Source organism: Chryseobacterium caseinilyticum (genome assembly GCF_014837145.1).
Taxonomy (GTDB): Bacteria; Bacteroidota; Bacteroidia; order Flavobacteriales; family Weeksellaceae; genus Chryseobacterium; species Chryseobacterium caseinilyticum.
This window is the reverse complement of record NZ_JACYFS010000004.1, coordinates 375,468-396,856: the sequence shown is the minus strand read 5'-3', so window position 1 is coordinate 396,856 and position 21,389 is coordinate 375,468. Positions and strand designations below refer to the sequence as shown.

Annotated in this window: 22 protein-coding genes; 15 read left to right on the top strand and 7 right to left on the bottom strand. The window is 37.6% G+C overall.

Annotation, left to right across the window (positions count from 1 at the left end):
• Positions 1 to 13 precede the first annotated feature (13 nt).
• Positions 14 to 382: a ribosome silencing factor gene (gene rsfS, locus IC610_RS14740; protein WP_056075575.1), complete on the bottom strand. Its 369-nt coding sequence runs from the start codon at positions 380 to 382 to the stop codon at positions 14 to 16.
• Between the two features lie 87 nt (positions 383 to 469).
• Here rsfS and IC610_RS14735 point away from each other — a divergent pair, with 87 nt between their 5' ends.
• The gene (locus tag IC610_RS14735) at positions 470 to 1,183 is read left to right on the top strand and encodes a biotin--[acetyl-CoA-carboxylase] ligase (RefSeq protein ID WP_191737528.1); all 714 of its coding nucleotides are present in this window, start codon (positions 470 to 472) and stop codon (positions 1,181 to 1,183) included.
• Here the strand turns inward: IC610_RS14735 and IC610_RS14730 are convergent.
• The 4 genes from IC610_RS14730 to IC610_RS14715 all read right to left on the bottom strand — a co-directional run bounded on the left by IC610_RS14730 (position 1,177) and on the right by IC610_RS14715 (position 4,655).
• Positions 1,177 to 2,286 carry an LptF/LptG family permease gene (locus tag IC610_RS14730; RefSeq protein WP_191737544.1) on the bottom strand — a complete coding sequence of 370 codons (1,110 nt, stop codon included), beginning with the start codon at positions 2,284 to 2,286 and terminating at the stop codon, positions 1,177 to 1,179. The genes IC610_RS14735 and IC610_RS14730 overlap by 7 nt on opposite strands.
• 15 nt (positions 2,287 to 2,301) lie before the next feature.
• Positions 2,302 to 3,432 (bottom strand): tRNA guanosine(34) transglycosylase Tgt, encoded by a 1,131-nt coding sequence (gene tgt, locus IC610_RS14725; protein ID WP_056075581.1) that lies wholly within the window; start codon positions 3,430 to 3,432, stop codon positions 2,302 to 2,304.
• 55 nt (positions 3,433 to 3,487) lie between these two features.
• Complete coding sequence (locus IC610_RS14720) at positions 3,488 to 3,856, bottom strand: DUF4296 domain-containing protein (RefSeq protein WP_191737527.1); 369 nt, start codon at positions 3,854 to 3,856, stop codon at positions 3,488 to 3,490.
• A gap of 82 nt (positions 3,857 to 3,938) precedes the next feature.
• Positions 3,939 to 4,655 (bottom strand): polyprenol monophosphomannose synthase, encoded by a 717-nt coding sequence (locus tag IC610_RS14715; RefSeq protein ID WP_191737526.1) that lies wholly within the window; start codon positions 4,653 to 4,655, stop codon positions 3,939 to 3,941.
• A gap of 76 nt (positions 4,656 to 4,731) precedes the next feature.
• Here IC610_RS14715 and IC610_RS14710 point away from each other — a divergent pair, with 76 nt between their 5' ends.
• The 4 genes from IC610_RS14710 to IC610_RS14695 all read left to right on the top strand — a co-directional run bounded on the left by IC610_RS14710 (position 4,732) and on the right by IC610_RS14695 (position 8,668).
• Entirely contained in the window at positions 4,732 to 5,400 is a 669-nt protein-coding gene (locus IC610_RS14710) for a DUF4271 domain-containing protein (protein WP_228462934.1), read from the top strand.
• Positions 5,401 to 5,412: 12 nt separating this feature from the next.
• Positions 5,413 to 6,153 carry a uroporphyrinogen-III synthase gene (locus tag IC610_RS14705; protein WP_191737524.1) on the top strand — a complete coding sequence of 247 codons (741 nt, stop codon included), beginning with the start codon at positions 5,413 to 5,415 and terminating at the stop codon, positions 6,151 to 6,153.
• A 126-nt stretch (positions 6,154 to 6,279) separates the two neighbouring features.
• Positions 6,280 to 8,322 carry a S9 family peptidase gene (locus IC610_RS14700; protein WP_191737523.1) on the top strand — a complete coding sequence of 681 codons (2,043 nt, stop codon included), beginning with the start codon at positions 6,280 to 6,282 and terminating at the stop codon, positions 8,320 to 8,322.
• Position 8,323: 1 nt separating this feature from the next.
• Positions 8,324 to 8,668 (top strand): hypothetical protein, encoded by a 345-nt coding sequence (locus tag IC610_RS14695; RefSeq protein WP_191737522.1) that lies wholly within the window; start codon positions 8,324 to 8,326, stop codon positions 8,666 to 8,668.
• 101 nt (positions 8,669 to 8,769) lie between these two features.
• Here the strand turns inward: IC610_RS14695 and IC610_RS14690 are convergent, their stop codons facing one another.
• Entirely contained in the window at positions 8,770 to 9,258 is a 489-nt protein-coding gene (locus tag IC610_RS14690; protein WP_191737521.1) for an SRPBCC family protein, read from the bottom strand.
• Between the two features lie 187 nt (positions 9,259 to 9,445).
• Here IC610_RS14690 and IC610_RS14685 point away from each other — a divergent pair, with 187 nt between their 5' ends.
• The 10 genes from IC610_RS14685 to fabF all read left to right on the top strand — a co-directional run bounded on the left by IC610_RS14685 (position 9,446) and on the right by fabF (position 19,582).
• Complete coding sequence (locus IC610_RS14685; protein ID WP_191737520.1) at positions 9,446 to 10,993, top strand: sensor histidine kinase; 1,548 nt, start codon at positions 9,446 to 9,448, stop codon at positions 10,991 to 10,993.
• Between the two features lie 32 nt (positions 10,994 to 11,025).
• Positions 11,026 to 11,712 (top strand): response regulator transcription factor, encoded by a 687-nt coding sequence (locus tag IC610_RS14680; RefSeq protein WP_056075610.1) that lies wholly within the window; start codon positions 11,026 to 11,028, stop codon positions 11,710 to 11,712.
• Between the two features lie 112 nt (positions 11,713 to 11,824).
• Complete coding sequence (locus IC610_RS14675; RefSeq protein ID WP_191737519.1) at positions 11,825 to 12,484, top strand: hypothetical protein; 660 nt, start codon at positions 11,825 to 11,827, stop codon at positions 12,482 to 12,484.
• Positions 12,485 to 12,496: 12 nt separating this feature from the next.
• Positions 12,497 to 13,192: a hypothetical protein gene (locus tag IC610_RS14670; RefSeq protein ID WP_191737518.1), complete on the top strand. Its 696-nt coding sequence runs from the start codon at positions 12,497 to 12,499 to the stop codon at positions 13,190 to 13,192.
• 34 nt (positions 13,193 to 13,226) lie between these two features.
• Complete coding sequence (locus IC610_RS14665; RefSeq protein WP_191737517.1) at positions 13,227 to 13,592, top strand: hypothetical protein; 366 nt, start codon at positions 13,227 to 13,229, stop codon at positions 13,590 to 13,592.
• 103 nt (positions 13,593 to 13,695) lie between these two features.
• A complete protein-coding gene (locus IC610_RS14660) occupies positions 13,696 to 16,383 on the top strand; it encodes a TonB-dependent receptor domain-containing protein (protein ID WP_191737516.1) in 2,688 nt (895 codons plus the stop codon).
• Positions 16,384 to 16,639: 256 nt separating this feature from the next.
• Complete coding sequence (locus tag IC610_RS14655) at positions 16,640 to 17,059, top strand: OsmC family protein (RefSeq protein WP_056075624.1); 420 nt, start codon at positions 16,640 to 16,642, stop codon at positions 17,057 to 17,059.
• A gap of 172 nt (positions 17,060 to 17,231) precedes the next feature.
• A complete protein-coding gene (locus IC610_RS14650) occupies positions 17,232 to 17,837 on the top strand; it encodes a TetR/AcrR family transcriptional regulator (RefSeq protein WP_191737515.1) in 606 nt (201 codons plus the stop codon).
• A gap of 13 nt (positions 17,838 to 17,850) precedes the next feature.
• Positions 17,851 to 18,276 carry a PaaI family thioesterase gene (locus tag IC610_RS14645; protein WP_191737514.1) on the top strand — a complete coding sequence of 142 codons (426 nt, stop codon included), beginning with the start codon at positions 17,851 to 17,853 and terminating at the stop codon, positions 18,274 to 18,276.
• A gap of 64 nt (positions 18,277 to 18,340) precedes the next feature.
• Positions 18,341 to 19,582: a beta-ketoacyl-ACP synthase II gene (gene fabF, locus IC610_RS14640; RefSeq protein WP_191737513.1), complete on the top strand. Its 1,242-nt coding sequence runs from the start codon at positions 18,341 to 18,343 to the stop codon at positions 19,580 to 19,582.
• 79 nt (positions 19,583 to 19,661) lie between these two features.
• Here fabF and IC610_RS14635 read toward each other — a convergent pair whose 3' ends face one another.
• On the bottom strand, positions 19,662 to 21,191 hold the full coding sequence (locus IC610_RS14635; RefSeq protein ID WP_191737512.1) for a hypothetical protein: 1,530 nt from the start codon (positions 21,189 to 21,191) through the stop codon (positions 19,662 to 19,664).
• Positions 21,192 to 21,389: the final 198 nt, after the last annotated feature.

The window sequence follows — 21,389 nt, the reverse complement described above, 5'->3', positions numbered from 1 at the left end:
TGCTTTTAAAAATTTAGATTGCGTTTTCAACTCTGGTAATCACAGCGTCTCCCCAAAGTTCTTCGATATCGTAATATTCACGGGTTTCTTTCTGGAAAATATGTACTACTACACTCACGTAGTCTACCAAAACCCACATTGCGTTTTCTGTACCTTCCACGTGCCAAGGTCTGTCTTGGAGGTCGTTACGAACTTTTTTCTCGATGGATCCTGCTAAAGCCGATACCTGAGTGTTGGAATTTCCGCTGCATATAATAAAAGTTTCCGCTACCGAGTTCTCGATTTTTGTGAGGTCAAAGATCATTACATCCTCTCCTTTCACATCCTGAATAGCTTCTACTATTTTATCTATTAATTGTTGTTTTTCTGTCGTGTTGCTCATTAAAAAATACTATAATCTGCAAATTTATTGTTTTTCTTTTACTTTAGACTTACTTTAGCCGTCCAATTAGTCATAAATTTTTCTTAAATGGACGACCTCATTTATCTCGATCACTGCTCTTCTACTAATGACGAAGTAGCTTCATTTTTACTTTATCCTGATTCAAATTTTATTGCCGTGCACACTTTTAATCAAACGAAAGGTCGCGGGCAGTATGGGAATCTCTGGGAATCGGTGGCCGGAAAAAATCTGGCTTACAGTCTTGCAGTTGATTGTGACTCTGTAAAAGTCTCTCATTTTTTATTCAATTATTATACCGCAGTTCTGGTTCGGGAGTTTATTGCCAAACTGACTGATCAGGCAGCTAAAATAAAGTGGCCGAACGATATCATCCTTCACAACAAAAAAGTTTCCGGTATTCTTCTGGAAAAAAAGAAAATTAATGAAAATCAATATTTTATAATCGGTATCGGGATCAATGTTTTGCAGGATAAATTTGATGAGATTTCCAATGCAGGTTCACTTCTGACGCAAACCACGGTTCAGTTTGAGCTTAAGAAATTTGCTGAGGATTTCCATTTTTTTATGACTCAAAATCTGAGATCTATTCCTTCTGAGGTTGAAATTTTAAAAAGATTCAATGAAAATCTTTTTAAAAAAGATGAAATTTCAGTTTTTGAAAAAGATGGATTCAGACAAAATGGCATCATCCGTTCTGCCGATGAAAATGGTGAGATTCATATTGAATTTGAAGAAGGAATGAAGACTTTTTATCACAAAGAAATAAAACTTCTTTACTGATTTGCGCGTTTTAAATACAAATAAAGTGTCAGCGGGAAAAAAGCAATATTAGGAAGCCACATCGCCAATGCCGGAGAAATGGCTTTATTTTCTGAAACAACCTTTAAGGCCTCAAATGAAAATACAAAAACGAATGCCAGAGAAATCCCGATGGCAAGGTTGATCCCCAAACCACCTCTTTTCTTTTGTGAAGCTAAGGACAACGCTAAAAACGTAAGCAGAACAATAGCCACCGGCATCGAAGTTCTTTGATGAAGCTCGTTTAAATGGGAATTTAAGTTGCTGTTTCCTTTCTGCTTTTCACGGTTGATGAAATCTAAAAGTTCCGGAGTGGGTTTATTTTGTCCCAAAAGCTGATTCGGGAAAAGTTCTTCGGGAGCCTGGCCATAATTTTTTCTTATTTCATAGCCATTGGCAAGTTTCTGAGTGTCGTTTTTATTGATGGTTTTCTCCATGTAATTGTTCAGTACAAACTGTTTCTTTTTGACGTCCCAAAGCACGTCATTGGATTTCAGTTCATAAAGAAGTTTCCTGTTTTTATCGAATTTTTGATAGGCAAAGCCATAGCCGCGGTTGTCTTTCTTATTCCAGGAATTCACGAAAATATATTCTGTTGTACTCAACTGCGCTGAAACCGGAGCTGTACCCAGGATTTTATCTTTTTTTGCGGCATTATAGGTGTATGCTTCCAGCTCATTTTTCTTCATATTGGCCCAAGGTAAAACGAGATGATTTACCGTAAGCGATATAAGTGCAATGAATAAAGAGGTGAGAAGATAAGGCTTTGCAAACCTGTGGAAACTTGCTCCACTGCTGATGATGGCAACAATTTCTGTGTTGTTGGCCATCCTTGAAGTAAAATAAATTACTGAGATAAAAACAAGGATTGCAAGGAATGTCACCACAAGATTGATGATCCAGAATGGGTAAAAATGAATCAGAAAGTAGGTGAGGTTCAGTTTCGGATCAATTGCCGTCGCGTTTTCAATTCTTGGGATTTTTTGCTGTACATCAATAACTAAAACAACTATAGACAGCAAAATAAGCATGAAACTGAATGTCCCAAGGTATTTTCTGACGATATATCTGTCTACAATTTTCAGCATCAATTATAATTTTTAAAGTCTTTGTCTTAAAACAGGCATTACAGAATTTTTCCACTCATAGAAATCACCTGCTAAAATATGTTCTCTCGCCACTTTTACCAAATCCAGATAAAACGCAAGGTTGTGAACAGATGCAATCTGCTTTGCAAGATATTCTTTTGAAACAAATAGATGTCTCACGTAAGCTTTAGAATACTCACGATCAACAAAACTTGTCCCAAACTCGTCGAGCGGAGAAAAATCTTTCTTCCACTTTTCGTTTTTCATATTCATAACGCCTTGCCATGTGAAAAGCATTGCGTTTCTGGCATTTCTGGTTGGCATTACGCAGTCCATCATGTCAATTCCCAAACCGATAGATTCCAAAATATTCCATGGTGTGCCGACGCCCATCAGGTATCTCGGTTTTTCTTTCGGTAAAATATCGGTTACCTCATCGGTAATTCTGTACATTTCTTCTTCCGGCTCGCCAACTGAAAGTCCGCCGATGGCATTTCCTTCAGCTCCGGCTTCTGAAATCACTTCCGCAGAAATTTTTCTTAAATCAGAAAATGTTGAACCCTGAACGATAGGGAAAAATGTCTGTTTATGACCGTACAGTTCGGGATTTTTTTCATTCCAGTCCATGCACCTTTTCAGCCAGCGGTGCGTCATTTCCATGGATTGTTTCACCTGATTGTATTCTTCAGGATACGCAACGCATTCGTCGAAAGCCATAAAAATATCTGCTCCGATCTGTCTCTGGATCTCCATAGATTTTTCGGGAGTGAACAGATGAACGCTTCCGTCAATGTGAGATTTGAATTTTACGCCTTCTTCTGACATTTTTCGTGTCCCCGAAAGCGAAAAAACCTGAAACCCACCTGAATCCGTAAGAATAGGAAGATCCCAGTTCATAAATTTGTGTAGACCACCGGCTTCCTGCATCACTTCCATTCCCGGGCGGAGATAAAGGTGATAGGTATTTCCGAGGATGATCTGTGCTTTTATATCTTCTTTTAATTCTCTCTGATGCACTGTTTTTACGCTGGCAACAGTTCCTACCGGCATAAAAATAGGAGTCTGAACCTTTCCGTGTGCGGTATTCAGTTCGCCTGCTCTTGCTTTTCCCTGAGAGGTTTTTTCTATACTAAAGAAACTCATTTATATTTTTTAAATCTAAATAATTTTGAAGAATGAAATGTGAAATTTCGTGAAATCATCTTGCGAAAGAAGGAACGTTCTGATTGGATTTGAGTTTATCCTGTACATGTTTTTCAGCTTTCGGATCTTTTTCAAGTAAGATTTTTTGTGCGTCTTCTATAATGCCTTTCATTTTTTGGCTGACTACATAATATTTGTAGCTTTCCACAAAATCATCAGCTTTTATATTGTAATTTTTAAGGATAAAGCGGGTTCCGCTCTCAAGATTTTTCCCCTGATACATAAAACTTACCTGATCGTTGATTGCCATCTCTGCCATCACTTCTGCCATCGTGTCTTTGTCGATCAGGTTTTTAGGCCTGTCGAGATATTCTTTACATGAAAAGAGAACGAGAAAAATTAAAAAACAAAATATTTTTTTCATGTGTAGATTTAATTTTTTTGATGGTCCATGTTATTGCCAGATGTTCAGTCGTGTTTGTGAAACAGGTTTTATCATGGCAATTTCATAATCTGCCGATGATGGATTTCCATTTTAAATTTAAAACTCCGAAAACTGCCTCGTGAATGATTCCGCCATTCATTTTACTTTCTCCCAGAATTCTGTTGGTGAAGATAATAGGAACTTCAACAATTTTAAAACCTTTCGTCAAAGTTCTGAATTTCATTTCGATCTGAAAGCCATATCCTTTCAGTTTTACGTTATCCAAACCGATATCTTCCAAAACTTTTCTTGAAAAACAGACAAATCCAGCTGTCGTATCATGAATTGGCAAACCTAAAACGAAACGCACGTATTTTGATGCAAAGTAAGACAGAAGCACTCTTCCCATCGGCCAGTTCACCACATTGACCCCTTTGGAATAGCGTGAACCGATGGCCATATCTGCATTTTTGCAGGCTTCGAAAAGTTTAGGCAAATCTTCAGGATTATGAGAGAAATCGGCATCCATCTCAAAAATATAGTCATACTGATTCTGGATTGCCCATTTGAAACCGTGAATATAGGCTTTTCCCAAACCGTCCTTCACTTTTCTGACAGATATATGAAGTGTATGCGGAAATTTTTTCTGCAATTCTTTTACAATATCAGCGGTACCGTCGGGTGAGGAATCGTCTACCACCAAAACATGAAACTCATCTTCCAACGCAAAAACAGCGGAAATTATCTTTTCAATATTTTCCTTTTCGTTGTATGTTGGGATGATAACGAGTTTTTTCATTTCAGTTTGCAAAGATAGTTTTTTTAGACTTTCTATTTTATACAAAATAATCTATAATTTTGCAAAAAAATATCCTTTGCCACTATCAAAGACATTTAACGACCCTGTAAGAATTCCTGAGAATAATGATTGGGTGATTTTTATATTGATCGGCTGCATCTTTCTGTATATATTTATGATGAATGTAATTGAAAGGGAGGCTAATCTGAAAGATTTTCTTTTTCAGAAATATTTCGACTCCAGCAATAATCTTCCGAACTGGATCATTACTTCGGTGGTTTTTGTATTTGTAATGTCGGCTTTAATATCCCAATACGTTCCGGTAATCCCAAGACTGATCACTGAAAATCAGATTTTCGGGTATCATTTAAACAAATTCGGATATACTCTGGCTGTAGTTTCTCTTTTTTATTTTGCAAGAACAAGTTTGAGTTTTCTTTTTTACCACAGTATCGGAGACGGTAAAAAGTGGAATATTTTTTATTTTACTTCCACCAAAATGCAGTTTGTGATCAGTATCCTTCTGATGATGCTTTGTATCATGCATTATTATTTTCCCGTAGAGAAGAATAAGATGTTTGAAATTTATGTGGTAGCATTTTCTTTTGTGTTCATTTTCAAGGTGTTGTTTTATATGTTTCATAAAAATAATATACTTCCGCAGAAATGGTATTATAAATTTTTGTATATTTGCACCCTCCAAATAGCACCTCTTTTGATGCTATGGAAACTTTTATTTTTCTAATAAAACTACAAGATGAGAATAAAGTCTATATTGGTTTCTCAACCAGCGCCCAGCGAGTCTTCTCCGTATTTGGAAATTGCGAAAAAGGAAAAGATTAAGATTGATTTTCGTCCTTTCATCCACGTCGCAGGAGTAGATAACAAAGAGTTAAGAACGCAGAAAATTGATCTTACTCAATACACAGGGATCATTTTTACCAGTAAAAATGCCATAGATCATTATTTCAGATTAGCTGAGGAATTAAGATTCAGTGTACCTGATACAATGCGTTACATCTGCCAGTCTGAGGCAATTGCCAACTATCTTCAGAAACATATTGTGTACAGAAAGAGAAAAATCAGTTTTGGTGAAAAGAATTTCGCAGATCTTGCACCACTTTTCAAGAAATTCCCTTCAGAAAAGTATCTTTTGCCTTCATCGGATGTTCTGGGACCTGAAATTCCTAAAACTTTAGATGCAGCAAATATCAACTGGACAAGAGCGGTAATGTACAGAACAGTGTGTAGCGATCTTACGGATATCAACATTGCAAATTATGATATGTTGATTTTCTTCAGTCCTCAGGGTATCAAGTCTCTTCAACAAAATTTCCCGGATTTCAAGCAGGAAGATACTAAAATCGGCGTTTTTGGCCCTACCACTTCGGCCGCAGCTGAAGAAGCAGGTTTGAAAATTGATCTTATGGCTCCTACAAAAGAAAACCCATCAATGACGATGGCTCTAGAAAAATATATAAAAGCGCTTCACAAGTAAAAAACGAAGTCTAAAAAAATAACACGGCCGTCTTTCAAGCAATAGAAAGATGGCTTTTTTTTAATTAAATTTGAACGGAATTTAATATTGGAAATTTTCATATTAAATCACATTTAAAAATTCAAAATGAAAGCTCCACAGGCAAAAAAAATAGAAAAAATACTGGAAATACACGGCGACAGAAGAGTCGATAATTATTTTTGGATGAACGAAAGAGAAAACCCTGAAGTTGTACAATATCTTGAAGAGGAAAATGCCTACGCAGACTTTGTGATGAAAGATACGGAGGACTTTCAGGAAGAGCTTTTTGAAGAAATGAAGGCGCGCTACAAAAAAGATGATGAGTCTTTGCCGTATTTATTTAATGGATATTGGTATATCGTCCGTTATGAGGAAGGGAAGGAATATCCAATTTTTTGCAGAAGAGAAAAGAGTTTAGACAATCCGGAAGAAATTCTTTTGGATGTGAATGTTTTGGCGGAAGGACATGATTATTTCGAAGTAGGAAGTGTTGCTGTTTCTCCAAATAACGAATTGACTTCTTTTTCGAGTGACAACGTTAGCCGACGAATTTATACCATCAATTTTAAAAATTTAAAAACCGGAGAAATTCTTCCCGATAAAATTGAAAATACTACGGGAAAAGCAGTTTGGGCAAACGATAATAAGCATGTTTTTTACATCAGAAAAGATGAAAGCTTAAGAGCTTTTCAGGTTTACAGACATGAATTGGGAACTGATTCTTCAGAAGACGTGTTGATTTTTCATGAGGAAGATGAAACTTTTGATGTGAATGTTTTTAAAACCAAATCTTTAGAATACATTTTCCTTGCAAGCTCGAGTACGATTTCGGATGAGCACAGATTCATACCTTCAAATGACGTTTTTGCAGACTGGATTATTATTCAGCCAAGAATCGATGATCTGGAATATTCTGTAGAGCATTATGAAGATGAATTTTACATTATTACCAACGCAGATGACGCTACCAATTTTAAAATTGTTAAAACAAAAATTGACAATTGCAGCATGGAAAACTGGGTTGATGTCATCCCGCACCGTCCGGAAGTTTTGCTTGAAGGTTTTGAGATTTTTAAAAACTATCTTGTCATTGAAGAACGTGAAGAAGGACTTTTACAGATTAAAATTATTGACGAAAAGACTCAGGAATATTATTATCTGTCATTTTCAGATCCAACTTATACCGCTTATATCGGGACAAATCTTGAATTTGAAACCGAAGTTTTACGTTATGGCTACACTTCTCTTACACAACCCAGCTCAACGTATGAATACAATATGAAGGAAAAAACTACTGTGCTTCTGAAGCAACAGGAGGTTTTGGGAGGGAAATTTAACCCTGAAAATTATATTTCCGAGAGAATCTGGGCAGCTTCCAGGGACGGAGAAGCGGAGGTTCCGATTTCTTTGGTTTATCATAAAGACACGAAAAAGTCTGCCGATACACCGGTGCTTTTATATGGTTACGGAAGTTATGGGCACACCGTGGATGCCAGTTTTTCCAACGTAAGATTATCGATTCTGGATCGTGGATTTATTTATGCCATTGCTCACATCCGTGGTGGCGAGTATTTAGGACGGGAGTGGTATGAAGAAGGAAAGATGCTTGAGAAGAAGAATACATTTTTCGATTTTATCGATGCTGCGAAGCATTTGATTCAGGAAAATTATACTTCATCCAAACATTTGTATGCGATGGGTGGAAGCGCCGGTGGACTTTTGGTGGGTGCTGTAATTAATTATGAACCAACTTTATTCAATGGAATTGTAGCACAGGTGCCATTTGTGGACGTGGTTACGACGATGTTGGATGAAACAATACCTTTAACCACGGGAGAATATGATGAATGGGGAAATCCTAATGATGAAGAGTATTATCATTATATGAAAGAATATTCGCCATACGATAATGTGGAAGCTAAATCTTATCCGAATATGTTGATTACCACAGGTTTTCACGATTCTCAGGTTCAGTACTGGGAACCTGCGAAATGGACAGCGAAATTAAGAGAGTTAAAGACTGATGAAAATATTCTGGTCTTCAAAACAGATATGAGTGCAGGCCACGGCGGCGCAAGCGGAAGATTTGAGTCACTTAAAGAAGATGCACTGGAATATGCTTTTATTTTAAAATTAGAAAACAGATAAGATGGTGAACGAAGCAGAATATTGGAGTAAAATACAGCAGTTTTTTGTAGAAACTTTTGATACCGAAAAAGATGCACCCATAGAAACTTACTTATTTCTCATCGGTTTGCAGGAACTGGGAAGCGGACAGCAGAAATATACGAAGGATGACAAAGTAAATCTCATTCATATTGCAGTCTGCAGACTTTTGGAGCCTTTCGGATACTATAAATTTTCGCATTACGATGACGACGGATATCCGCACTGGGAGGAGCTGGAACCTCTTCCCGAACTGAGAGCCAATGAACAGCAGCTTTTAATGAAAAAAGCGATTATTCAGTATTTTCAGGATGAGGAGTTGATTTGAAATTTGATATTGTTTTAATTTGAAAATTTCGCAGGCAAAAAAAATGGAGGGTAAAAATTACGCTCCATTTTTTATTTTCAAATTATCTCATTTTCAAATTTCTAAACTGAAAGAATTTCTTCGAGCTGATTCAATCCTGTTTTAAATCCTTCCTCAAAACCCATTTCTACCTGTTTTTTCATATCTTCTTCGGAGGGAAAATGAATGTTGACGGTCACTTTCGTACCTTCTTCCACTCCCGTAAAACCGATGAGCCATTTCGCTTCAGGAAAATCGGGATTCAGGATTCCATTTTCATCGCAAAAAGAATCCAGACCGTCGAAGCTCCGGTTTTCTGTGATCTCACCGTACTTTACCTGCGAATAATGCCTTTCACCCTCAGGGCCAACCATCGAGTACAGCCATATTCCTCCTTCTTTAAACTCCTGACTTTTCGTTTCACATTTCCATGGTTTTGGTGCCCACCAGATATCCAGTAATTCACCTTTTGTAAAATGATTCCACACGGTTTTTACATCGGCATCGTAGATTTTTGATACATACACTGTTTTCTCGTCAAAATCTTTATTAAAAATAATATCAGTACTCATCGTTTTAATTTTTTAACTGAGAATAAACACCAACTTTCTTACCACTTTTTAATCTTATTTTAATCTGAGATTTATAATTAAATGTTAAAACTTATAATTTTAAGATAAATTATACAATATAATGGCTTGTATTTTGTTTATAAAGTCTTAAAATGTTTACTTTTAACATTCTTAACGCTGCTATGCAATGAATAATAAATTTATTCCCATTATTTCGGTCTTCATGACCATTTCCCTTATCGTCTTTGTTACCCTTCAGTTCTACTGGCTGAAGAGGTATTACACTGCGTTGGAACAGGATTTTTCAAATAAAGTATATGCTGTATTAGAGAATTCAGCAAAAACTGTTTCTGACCTTGAGGTAGATAAAATTTTAAATGAAGATTACAAAGGGTTTAGAGACAATGTCTTAGCAAATAAAGATCAGCCTACTTTAACGACGATTCAGCAGGTGGAAGACTCCGGGAGCCAAAGACAGATTATTTATTCCAAAACACTGGTCGAAAAAGTACAGTTCCCGCTCTCGAAAAAAGGTGACACACTGAATCTTACGAAATTATACAGCGATGATGCTGCGTATAGAATTAAAAGAGACACTTCAAAAAGAGAAGCACTCACGGCCGACATCAATCAGGATATTGAAAACGGCGATTACAAAATGAAGGAATTTGTGAAGGTAAAGGGCAATAATCTTCCTATCAACAAAAGAGTAGATCAGAAAACGCTCGATTCCGTAATTTCAAAGGAACTTAAAATGAAAGGCATCACCGCCGAATATGGATTTGGTGTGATGGATAAAAACAATAAGCCGACGAAACTTGAGACGCAGATTTTTAAAGATAAGAAAGAAAGCAACAGCTATTCCTATCCTTTATTTACAGATAATGACGACAGAACGCTTTATACATTAGCTTTGGTCTTCCCGAAGAAAGAAGTATCTCTTGCGATGAACAACTGGCCGATGCTTTTGGGAACTTTCCTGTCGCTTCTTACTATTTTAGGGATTTATATTATCTCCATTAATTACATGATGCGTCAGAAAAAACTCGCCGAGGTAAAAACTGATTTCATCAACAACATGTCGCATGAGTTTAAAACACCATTGGCTACTATTTCTGTAGCTACAGATTCGCTGGCGAACGATAAAATTGCCACCAACCCTGAAAAAGTGAGGTACTATTCTTCACTGATAAAGCAGGAGAATCTCAGGATGAAAAAACAGGTAGAGAATGTTTTAAACATGTCTAAACTGGAGCGGAATGAAGTGAAACTTTTCCTGAAAGAAACCAATGTGAGGGAACTGATCAAAGCAACTACGGAATCATTCAATCTGATCGTTTCGCAGCGAAACGGAAGCTTACAGCAGGAGTTTAATGCGACTAAATATATTTTTAAAATTGATGAATTTCACATTTCAAATATGCTTGTCAATCTCCTGGATAATGCCAATAAATATTCTCCGGGCACTCCTGAAATCTTTGTGAAAACAAGAAACGAAGGCAATCTGTACGTTATTGAAATATCAGATAAAGGAATGGGAATGGAAACGCAGAATAAATTAAAAATATTTGAGAAATTTTTCCGTGAAGAAACCGGAAATATTCACAATGTAAAAGGGCAGGGTCTTGGACTTTCCTATGTGAAAAAGATAGTTGAGCTTCACAAAGGTCAGGTCATTGTAGATTCACATAAAGGCGAGGGAAGTACATTTATTATCAAACTTCCAATGGCTTAATTCTAAAATTTAAAATAAACAAAAAATAAAATATGAGCAACCGAATATTATTAGTAGAAGACGACCAGAGTTTTGGCGCTGTACTGAAAGATTATCTTACCATCAACAACTTCGAGGTAACTTTGGCAATCGATGGTGAGCAAGGTTTAAAAGAATTTACAGAAAACGAATTCGATATCTGTATTTTCGACGTGATGATGCCTAAAAAAGATGGTTTCTCATTGGCCGAAGACGTGAAGAAGATCGACAAAAACACACCGATTATTTTCCTGACGGCAAGAAATATGCGTGAGGATATTCTGAAAGGTTACCAATTGGGAGCAGACGATTATATTACAAAACCATTTGATACTGAATTGCTTTTGTATAAAATTAAAGCGATTCTGCAGAGAAGTTCTACGCTCGAAAATGAAGAACAGGAGCAGTTTAAGATCAGCAATATCTTCTTCGATTCTATGTTGAGACAATTAAGAGTTGGCGATAACGAATACAAGCTTTCTCCAAAAGAAAACGAACTTTTAAAATTACTTTGTCTTCACAGAAACGACTTTATGCCGAGAGATTTGGCTTTAAGAAAAATCTGGAAAAAAGAAAACTACTTTACAGCAAGAAGTATGGATGTTTACATTGCTAAACTTCGTAAACTTCTGAAAGATGACGATGGTTTAGAAATTATCAATGTTCACGGTGAAGGTTTCAGACTTTTGGTAAAGAACTAAGAGATTTTTAGATAACTTTAAAATTAAATTGGCAAAGCATTTCGAAATGTTTTGCTAATTTTGTTTTTCAGAGGATTTGAATCTTAATCTTCTAAACAATAGATATCTGATTATGAAAAATATATTTTTAGCATTATTTTCAGTAACATTTTTGGCTGTTTCGTGCAAAAAAGATGAGAAGCCGACATACATCAAGGACGAAAACGGGGTACAGCAACCAACAGCTGGACTGAATAACGCACCTAAAGCTTCGCTAATGAATCAGGCAGGAATAGCCAGCAATTCCGCTGTTCCCCAGGGTATGCAGCAGGTATCTGCGCCTCCCGGTATGTTGAATCCTGAGCACGGTCAGCCAGGTCACCGTTGTGAAATTCCTGTCGGTCAGCCTTTAAACTCAGCTCCGGCTCAAAACGCTGCGCCTTCAGGTCAGAATATCAATGTAAATGCAGGACAGGCGATCAACATCGATCCGAATTCTGTAAGTCCGGGTAAAATTGCTATTGACAATAACGGGAAAGTTGCCAAAACCGCTCCAGGTATGAATCCTCCTCATGGTCAGCCGGGTCACAGATGCGATATTCCGGTTGGTCAACCATTAAGTTCAAAACCAGCCGCTGCCCCTACGTCACAGAATACCGCACCGGTTCAGGCACCACAACCGGCTCCGGCTCCTCAGCCAGTCGTGGCTAATACAGGTCCAAAACCAGCTACCAATCCAGCTCACGGTCAGCCTTGGCATGACTGTGCTAAGCAAGTAGGTGCGCCACTTTAAAGCTTTTAAAAAGTGACACTTTACGAAGTAGATAGGAATAAAGGAGAGTCTATAAGTGAAGATTTTTTGATGTTTGTCTTAGATAAACATGTCGTTCCAACTTATCAGGATTTCTATGGTCTGGAATATAATGTATCCGTGACACTTAGTGACGGAACCTTTCTTCCCTGTGTTGCTTTCAGACACGCTGGAAAAGCCATACAGTTTGAATATGATAGTCTGCATAAGGTTATTTTTTCAGGGATCACAAGCAGAAGACAGATGTCTCAGGATGAGGTGAATAAAATTGTCCTAAGAAGATTGCTTCATCAGAATACAATCTCACTTTCCGATATTTCGAAAATTGAAAAATGTCTGTATTCAATGCCGGATAGATTTAGAAAGAAATTAGAATTTCATCCTACTCATTATTTTCTTGCGGAATTTAATGATGGAAACTGTGAAAACTTTCGTGGTTCAGAAGACGGATTTTATGAAGTTCCTTGTAATAAAAATCTGGAAGATATCATTGAAATATTTGGTTCTGAGATGATCTTACAAAATGGTCAAATTATTAAACTGAAAAACTATTCAGATTGGATGAAACATCAGGATGATTTTAAAAAAATTCATGTAGGAAAACCTTATTTTGTCTGCTATTTTGGAGATGAAGATGAAGATGGTTTTGAGAAAAAAAATCAAAAAGCCCGAATTAATTTCAGAGAATGACCTGTATCAATAACAATTTCGTAACTTTGTTGCCGTGAAACTGCCACAATTACTATTAATTATCTTTTGCTTAGGAATTTTTCTGATTCCTAAAGATAATTTTTATGCGCAGGCTTCACAGGAAAACTGTTGCAAAACAGAGTCTAAAACCGAATCATGTTGTGATAAAAATCACGATGCTCACGATTCCAAAGACAATAAAGAAGACAATCAGTCCTGCAATGACGATTGCTGTTCGTTCTGTATGACCTGTCACACTTTCGTAGAAAATTCATTTGCGAAAAATAATTTTTGGGATATTCCTACATTTTCAACGATTCAAAAAATTCAGTTTCAATACTCTGATCCTTTTATTTCAAACAGTTTAGAAGAAATCTGGCAACCGCCAAAACTTGGATAATTTTTTTAAATGAAGCAATGATCTGTCTATCAGTCTTTAGTTGATTGTTACACTGTTACATTGCTAATTGTTACATTAATTAAATTATCTAAATTTTAAACAAATGAAATTATATATTACCAGGGTAATCCTTGGCGCATTCATATTATTTACAACTTTCCTTTCAGCTCAAAATCTTTCTAAAAACCAGTTTCAGGTCAAAGGAAACTGCGAAATGTGCAAAGAGAGAATAGAATCTACAGCCAAAAAAGCCGGAGCTAAAACAGCGGTTTATTCTATCGATTCACAGATTTTGACTTTTGAAACGAATGAAAATATTTCATCTGATCAAATTTTACTCAAAGTAGCTGAAGCGGGTCACGACAATGAAAAATACAAAGCCACAGACGATTCCTACAAAAACCTTCCCGGCTGTTGTCATTATCAGAGAGATTCAAAATCAACTTCTGCTTTGGTGGAAGATCACGGACATTCTAAAAATGAAAATGAGTTTTTCGTGAAAGGAAACTGTGGATCATGTAAAGCGCGAATTGAAAAAGCAGCAAAGGATGCCGGTGCCGATTCTGCTGAATGGAACGCTGAAAAACAAACTGTTCAGCTTCAGTTTAATGATAAAAAAACATCCGCTGACAAAATTCTGATGAAGATTGCTGAGGTGGGTCATGACAACGAGAGGTACAAAACTACTGAAAACGTGTACAGCAAATTACCGTCTTGCTGTCTTTACGACCGAGAAATTCCTTTTGGTGAGGCCAATCCTAAAGTGCATACTGATGAAGGTGAGAAGAAAGGTCAGCACACAGATGCGGCAAATGACGAACACGACGGTCACGCTCACAATGAAAAAACAATCGATGGAGTTACGGTTACAGCTACAAAAGCAGCAACTTCTTTAAGTAAAAAGGAAGCAGGACTCACTTTTAATATCGACTCTAAGGAACTTTTGAAAGCTGCCTGCTGTAATTTATCCGAAAGTTTTGAAACCAATGCTACCGTTGATGTATCCTTCAGCAATGCTGTAACAGGAACAAAACAGCTGAAAATGCTGGGTTTAGACCAGAAATATACCAGTTTAACCAAAGAATTACTGCCCGAAATCCGTGGAATTGCATCTGCTTACGGCTTAAATCTGATTCCCGGAAGATGGATTGAAAGTATTCAGCTCACCAAAGGCGGAAGTACGGTGACCAACGGCTACGAAAGCATTACCGGACAGATCAATACCGAACTGATCAAGCATTCTGAAAAATCTGAAACAGCACTCAATCTTTTTGCCGATTTCAATGGAAGAGCTGAAGCAAATATCACGCATGTAGAACCGATCAACGAACACTGGACGCAGACTTTTCTTCTTCACGGTAACGGAACCTTCGGAGATACCGACATGAATGAAGATACATTTCTGGACCGGCCGAAAGGAACACAGATCAACGCGGCTTATTTGCTCAACTATAATGATTTAGGTCACTCGGGTTTTGGATCTCACTTCGGAATTAACTTTGTTCGGGATGAAAGAACTGCCGGACAGATTGGATTTGATAAGAAACTTCCACAAAATCAGCAGTCGCTGTACGGTGTGGGAATCGATATCTCAAGATTTCAGGTTTGGAATAAAACGGGTTATGTTTTTGAAGGAAAACCTTACCAAAGTTTAGGATGGATGAACCAATACGTCTATCACCAGCAGGACAGTTTTTTTGGACTTAGAAATTATTCCGGTCAGCAACAGACATACTATTCCAATTTAATTTTTGAGAGTATTATTGGAAATACCAATCACAAATACAAAGCGGGAGCAAGTTTTATGTATGACGGTTACAGAGAAAATTATCTGACTGATGATTTTAAAAGAAACGAAATTGTGCCCGGAGCATTCGGTGAATATACACTGACAGGTACAAAATACACCTTAGTTGCCGGAGCGCGTGTTGATTTTCATAATCTGGCCGGAACTCAGTTCACACCGAGATTAAATTTTAAATATGATTTTACTCCGAAAACGATTTTAAGATTATCTGCAGGAAGGGGTTTCAGAACAGCTTCTGTATTCGCAGAAAATCAGCAGTATTTTGCTTCTAACAGAAGTGTTCAGATCATGCAAAATGGCGGAAATATTTACGGTTTAAAGCCTGAAATCGCCTGGAACTACGGAGCGAGTCTTCAGCAGGAATTTAAACTTTTCGGCAAGAAATCAACAATTGTTGCAGATTTTTTCAGAACAGATTTTCAGGATCAGGTTTTGGTAGATCTTGACAGGTCGCCTCAGCAATTAGTTTTCTATAATTTAAATGGAAAATCCTTCGCCAATTCTTTCCAGACGCAGTGGGATTTTATGCCTTTCAAAAACTTTGATGTAAGACTGGCGTACAAATACTATGATGTTCAGGCAGATTACCTTTACGGCAGAAGACAGGTTCCGTTTATGGCAAAGCACAGAGGTTTTGTGAATCTGGCGTACGCTACCAATAAAAATAAAAACGAAGGATTCTGGAGTTTTGATACGACACTGAATCTCGTTGGAAAACAAAGACTTCCAAATACATTGACAAATCCAGCAGAATTTCAAATTCCTCAATTCTCAGAATCTTATGCTATTTTAAATGCACAGATTTCTAGAAATTTCAATAAAAATATAAGAGCCTATCTGGGCGGAGAAAACCTGACTTCTTATCATCAGAAAAATGCGATTGTGGATTTTAGAAATCCTTTTGGAAATTATTTTGATGGCGGAATGGTTTACGCGCCGATTATGAAAGCCAATTTTTACGTTGGGTTTGATGTAAGCTTCTAATGTTTCCAAACATAAAAATTGAAACGGGTAATTTATAATTGCCCGTTTTTCTATTTGCCAAACTCTCAGAATGATTATTCACTTTGAAAATCTTTGATTTTCAAACTAATGTATTCTAAGATATTCTCAAACAGTTAAAATGAAAACTTTGTAACTTATGCGTTAAATAATTCTTTTCTAAGTTTTAAACCAGGTAGTAAATTCATGGTTTCAATTTTGTATCTTTAATCAAATTTTTAACATCAAATATTTTAATATGAAAAGAAACGCAACAGCCGTTTGGAACGGTACAGTAAAAGAAGGAAAAGGTCACATCACAACGCAAAGCACCACCTTAAACCAGACGCAATACTCTTTTGGAAGCCGTTTTGAGGAGGGTGTGGGTACGAATCCTGAAGAATTACTGGCAGCCGCTCACGCAGGATGTTTCACCATGAAACTCAGCGCAGAATTGACACAGGCAGGTTTTACTCCAGATGAACTGACTACGAAATCTGTTATCACTCTGGACCCTGCAGCCGGAAAAATTACAAAATCAGAATTGACTTTAACCGCAAAAGTTCCCGGAATTTCTGAAGAAGATTTTCAGAAATATGCGAAGATTGCGGAAGAGGGATGTCCTGTAAGTCAGGCTTTCAGCTTTGAAATTACTTTGAACGCGACTTTAAGCAATTAGGATATTAAAAATTAATGTATTTATATCAATTGGAACGGGCTTTAGCCCGTTTTTCTTTTTTAATAAGCCAATCGGCTTTAGCCAAAACATAATTTCTGCCAACGGTAATTTTAAATTTAAATATACCAATCGGTATATTTTTACTATCTTTGCTTTAGAATTTGATTCTATCATGTCAAAAGCGGAAAAAACCAGACAGTTTATCATCGAGAAAACAGCCACTTTGTTTAATACCAAGGGCTATATCTCCACGTCTCTATCTGACATTACCGATGCGACAGGTTTAACCAAAGGTAGCATTTACGGAAATTTTGAAAATAAAGATGAGGTTGCACTTGAGGTTTATAAATACAATTCCGGCGTCCAGAGAAAAAATTTATTAAGATCTTTCAGCGAAGAATTTCCATCGATGACGGATAAGTTATGTGCTTTTGTGTCCTTTTACAAAAAAAACTGGCTTTCTGTCTTTAAAAATGGCGGATGTCCCCTCATGAATGCTGCAACCGAATCGGACGATACTTTTCCGGCATTAAAAAATCAGGTTAAATTATCATTTGAGCTTTGGGCCGAAACTGTTTCTGACCTAATTAAAGCAGGACAGGAAAGCAATGAATTCAGAAAAGAAATTAATGCGGAAGAATATTCATCCCTCATCATTATGCTTACCGAAGGTGGGATTTTATTGTCTAAAACGACAGGAGATGAAAAATATTTAAATCTTGCTTTAGACAGAATTTTAGAGATTATTAACAGAGAAATCAAACTGAATCCTTTATAAAAACAGTTATTTTATGGACAAATTAAAGGCATTACAATCATTTGTAGGGAAAGAATTTACGGCGTCACCATCACCTTTTATGCGCTGGCTGAATCCTGTAGTTGTCTCTGCGGAAGTTGGTAAAATAGAATTTCAATATACCGTGAGAGAAGAGTGGCTGAATCCTATGGGCAATATGCACGGTGGAATTACAGCGGCCATTATTGACGACATTATTGGAGCGACAATGTTTTCTCTGAACGAGAAAAACTTCATCGTCACCATCAATAACAGCATCGATTATTTTTCCACTGCGAAAGAAAATGATATTATTGTAGCCGAAACGAAAATCATTAAAAGAGGAAAACAGTTCGTCAACGCAGAATGCGAGGTCTGGAATCAGGACAAAACAAGATTGATTGCCAGAGGAACTTCTAATTTGTTTAAAATCAACAGTTAAAAATAAAATATCAGCCTAAAAATTCAATCTGATATTAAAAAAATAAAAAATTACTATTCAAGATATGAAAAGAGTTGTCATTACAGGATTGGGCGCAGTAACGCCATTGGGAAATAATGTAGCCGAATTCTGGGAAAACAGCGTCAACGGAGTGAGCGGAGCCAACAGAATCACACACTTCGATACCGAAAAATTTAAACTGAATTTTGCCTGTGAGGTTAAGAATTTTGATCCGAAAGTTTATTTAAATCATAACGAAATAAAAAGAAGCGATCTCTTTTCGCAATATGCCATGTATTCATCAGCTGAAGCCATCAAAGATTCAGGTCTGGAGCTGGAAAAAATGGATCCTTTCGACACCGGCGTGATCTGGGGAACCGGACAGGGCGGCATGTGGACTTTCGAAAGCGAAGTAATGGAATTCACAAAAGGCGACGGAACACCGCGTTTCAATCCGTTCTTTGTTCCTAAGTTTATCGCCAATATGGCTTCAGGAATGATTTCCATGAAATTTGGACTTCAGGGAATCAATTATACAACCATCTCTGCCTGTGCAACGGGAAATACTGCGATCATGGATGCATTTAACTACATCCGTCTGGGAAAAGCTAAAGCGATTATCAGTGGCGGTTCTGAGGCAGCCATTACTCCTGCATCTGTTGGAGGTTTTTCTATAATGAAGGCGATGTCTACAAGAAATGATGATTTTGCTACCGCGAGCCGGCCTTACGATGCCGACCGTGATGGTTTTGTAATGGGAGAGGGTGCCGGAGCCTTGGTTCTGGAAGAGTATGAACACGCCAAAGCAAGAGGTGCAAAAATCTATGCAGAATTAGCCGGAGCAGCGATGACAGCTGATGCCTATCACATGACAGCACCACATCCGGACGGTGTTGGAGCGATAAAGGCAATGCAACTTGCAATAGCCGAAGCAGGTGCCAACGTGGAAGATATTGATTATTTAAATCCACATGCAACATCAACTCCTATGGGAGATTTGCTTGAATTAAAAGCGATCAGTAAGTTATTTAAAGGAAGTAAAAATCTGGATGTCAGTGCTACAAAATCGATGACTGGTCATTTATTAGGAGCAGCCGGAGCGGCAGAAGCCATTCTTTCCATCAAAGCAATTGAGAACGGAATTATTCCACCGACAATTAATCTTCATAAAATTGATGAAAATATCCCTACCGATGTGAACATTATTTTTGGGGAAGCTAAAGAGAAAGATATTAATTTTGCGCTGAGCAATGCTTTTGGTTTTGGTGGGCACAATGCAACGCTGGTTTTTAAGAAGTTTTCTTAAATTGAAATAAGAAAAAATGCCGTTTCAAAAATCTGGAACGGCATTTTTTGTTTGAAAAAGTGATAGAAAAACAGTAAAATTAATTTCTTCCAATAATCCACCATCTTCCGTCGCCCACAGACTGTAACGTAAAACATCTTCCGCCGCCGCCAGTTCCTAAACCTACCGAAGAGTATGAGCCACTGGAATCCTGAATGGTTCCACTCAGTGTCCGGGAATTTCCGTCACTGCAGATATTAAGTATTCTTCCTGCATTCGCAGCATTTGAAGTAGGAAGGGTGACATTACCGCTTAAAACTACAGTATAATCATCTGCATTGATGGTATTTCCGAATCTGAAATTGGCTACAAAACCTTTTGTTTTTGTATTTCCGTTTACCTGTAAGACGGCATCACTGGCCTGAGATAAGATGTGAAAATCAGAAGCATTAACTCCGACTTTTCCGTTTCGGAGTACTGAAAAAGCATCTGATCTGTTGGTGTTGCTTGTCCCGTTACCCACAACAAAGAGTTTTTTGTTTCGGTCGAGCGATGAGTTGGGCTCAGGGCTTGCGTCGCCGGCATTAAATTCACCGATTACCGTATTGCCCTGGTTCCCGGCAGTTGTGCCCAGTCCCAGTGCGGTAGCATATTCTCCTGTAGCTTTGTTTTGATAACCTATCGCGAGTGAAGATGTATTTGTGGCTTCACTGTTATTTCCCATGGCAAAAGAATAATTTCCGCTGGCTTTGGTATCGGCTCCTAAAGCAAAAGAATTGGTGCCCGAAGAATTTGAAGCAGAACCAATTGCTACAGATCCTGTACCTGAAGATTTGGCTCCCTGACCCAATGCTATAGCGTTTTGATTGGTCGCCTCAGAAGCAATTCCCATCGCTATACTTGATTCACCGGATGCAGTGTTGTTTAATCCTATAGAAATAGCTGAGGTATTGGTAGAAAGATTCTGAGAACCAATGCTCACAGATCCTAATCCTGTAACTGTGTTTAAACCACCCAAAGCCACCGCAAAATGTGCATTGGTTGAAGACTTGTTTGATGCACCCAATAATGTGGAAAAACCACCTTTAGCTGAATTGAATGCGCCTGTCACAAATGAACCCTGTCCCAAAGCTCCCATATCGGCTGACGTAAGTGAGGTTGAGGCTAAGGCAGCAGCATAGGTTCCTACATATGGAAAAGTTTCTGCCAAATTGGTAGGATTCCAGGAGAGGTCTGTAGCGTAATTACCTAATCTTCCGTAGTTGGCCGGGGTTGCACCGATCAGTCTCCATCCGAAACTGGTTGCTGATGCAGAAATTCTTTCCAGACCCGTAGGTTTTGTATTGGTATCTATAAATTTTAACCAGACATTCCCTGTGCTGCTGTAATAATAATGCGCCGGAGCATCCATGTTGATATAAGCTCCCGTTCGGTTTGCCGACGGTACAGTGGTGGTAAGATAGACCATCATGCTGTTCTGTGCTGCTGAAACCGGCATCGCCAAAACTTCTGCGCTGGTCAGTCTTGGAATCAGTAATCCGTTAACAGCTGAAACTGTACTTTTTGAAATGTCTAATGTAGATTTAGGGTCTGAATTGTTAATCCCCACCTGTGCGGTAATGAATGACATACTGCAGATTGCAGATGCTGAAATAATTTTGCGTAACATGTGTTTTATTTTCTTAGGCGACAAAAATAAATAAAATTGTAGAAACTGTAGTTTTGTTTTAATAAAATTTCAATTTCCTCTGAATAAAATTTCCTTTCGCTTAAAATTTATTTAGACAATTTTTCTCCAATGCTTTTTATGAGATTAAATATCCGTTAC

Coding starts and splice junctions, on each gene's coding strand:
- tgt (WP_056075581.1), bottom strand. CDS start 3,432: ATGAGTTTCTTTAGTATAGAAAAAACCTCTCAGGGAAAAGCAAGAGCA.
- IC610_RS14705 (WP_191737524.1), top strand. CDS start 5,413: ATGAGAATAAAGTCTATATTGGTTTCTCAACCAGCGCCCAGCGAGTCT.
- IC610_RS14685 (WP_191737520.1), top strand. CDS start 9,446: ATGAATAATAAATTTATTCCCATTATTTCGGTCTTCATGACCATTTCC.
- rsfS (WP_056075575.1), bottom strand. CDS start 382: ATGAGCAACACGACAGAAAAACAACAATTAATAGATAAAATAGTAGAA.
- IC610_RS14695 (WP_191737522.1), top strand. CDS start 8,324: ATGGTGAACGAAGCAGAATATTGGAGTAAAATACAGCAGTTTTTTGTA.
- IC610_RS14645 (WP_191737514.1), top strand. CDS start 17,851: ATGGACAAATTAAAGGCATTACAATCATTTGTAGGGAAAGAATTTACG.
- IC610_RS14690 (WP_191737521.1), bottom strand. CDS start 9,258: ATGAGTACTGATATTATTTTTAATAAAGATTTTGACGAGAAAACAGTG.
- IC610_RS14660 (WP_191737516.1), top strand. CDS start 13,696: ATGAAATTATATATTACCAGGGTAATCCTTGGCGCATTCATATTATTT.
- IC610_RS14720 (WP_191737527.1), bottom strand. CDS start 3,856: ATGAAAAAAATATTTTGTTTTTTAATTTTTCTCGTTCTCTTTTCATGT.
- IC610_RS14650 (WP_191737515.1), top strand. CDS start 17,232: ATGTCAAAAGCGGAAAAAACCAGACAGTTTATCATCGAGAAAACAGCC.
- IC610_RS14715 (WP_191737526.1), bottom strand. CDS start 4,655: ATGAAAAAACTCGTTATCATCCCAACATACAACGAAAAGGAAAATATT.
- IC610_RS14700 (WP_191737523.1), top strand. CDS start 6,280: ATGAAAGCTCCACAGGCAAAAAAAATAGAAAAAATACTGGAAATACAC.
- IC610_RS14635 (WP_191737512.1), bottom strand. CDS start 21,191: ATGTCATTCATTACCGCACAGGTGGGGATTAACAATTCAGACCCTAAA.
- IC610_RS14735 (WP_191737528.1), top strand. CDS start 470: ATGGACGACCTCATTTATCTCGATCACTGCTCTTCTACTAATGACGAA.
- IC610_RS14655 (WP_056075624.1), top strand. CDS start 16,640: ATGAAAAGAAACGCAACAGCCGTTTGGAACGGTACAGTAAAAGAAGGA.
- IC610_RS14675 (WP_191737519.1), top strand. CDS start 11,825: ATGAAAAATATATTTTTAGCATTATTTTCAGTAACATTTTTGGCTGTT.
- fabF (WP_191737513.1), top strand. CDS start 18,341: ATGAAAAGAGTTGTCATTACAGGATTGGGCGCAGTAACGCCATTGGGA.
- IC610_RS14680 (WP_056075610.1), top strand. CDS start 11,026: ATGAGCAACCGAATATTATTAGTAGAAGACGACCAGAGTTTTGGCGCT.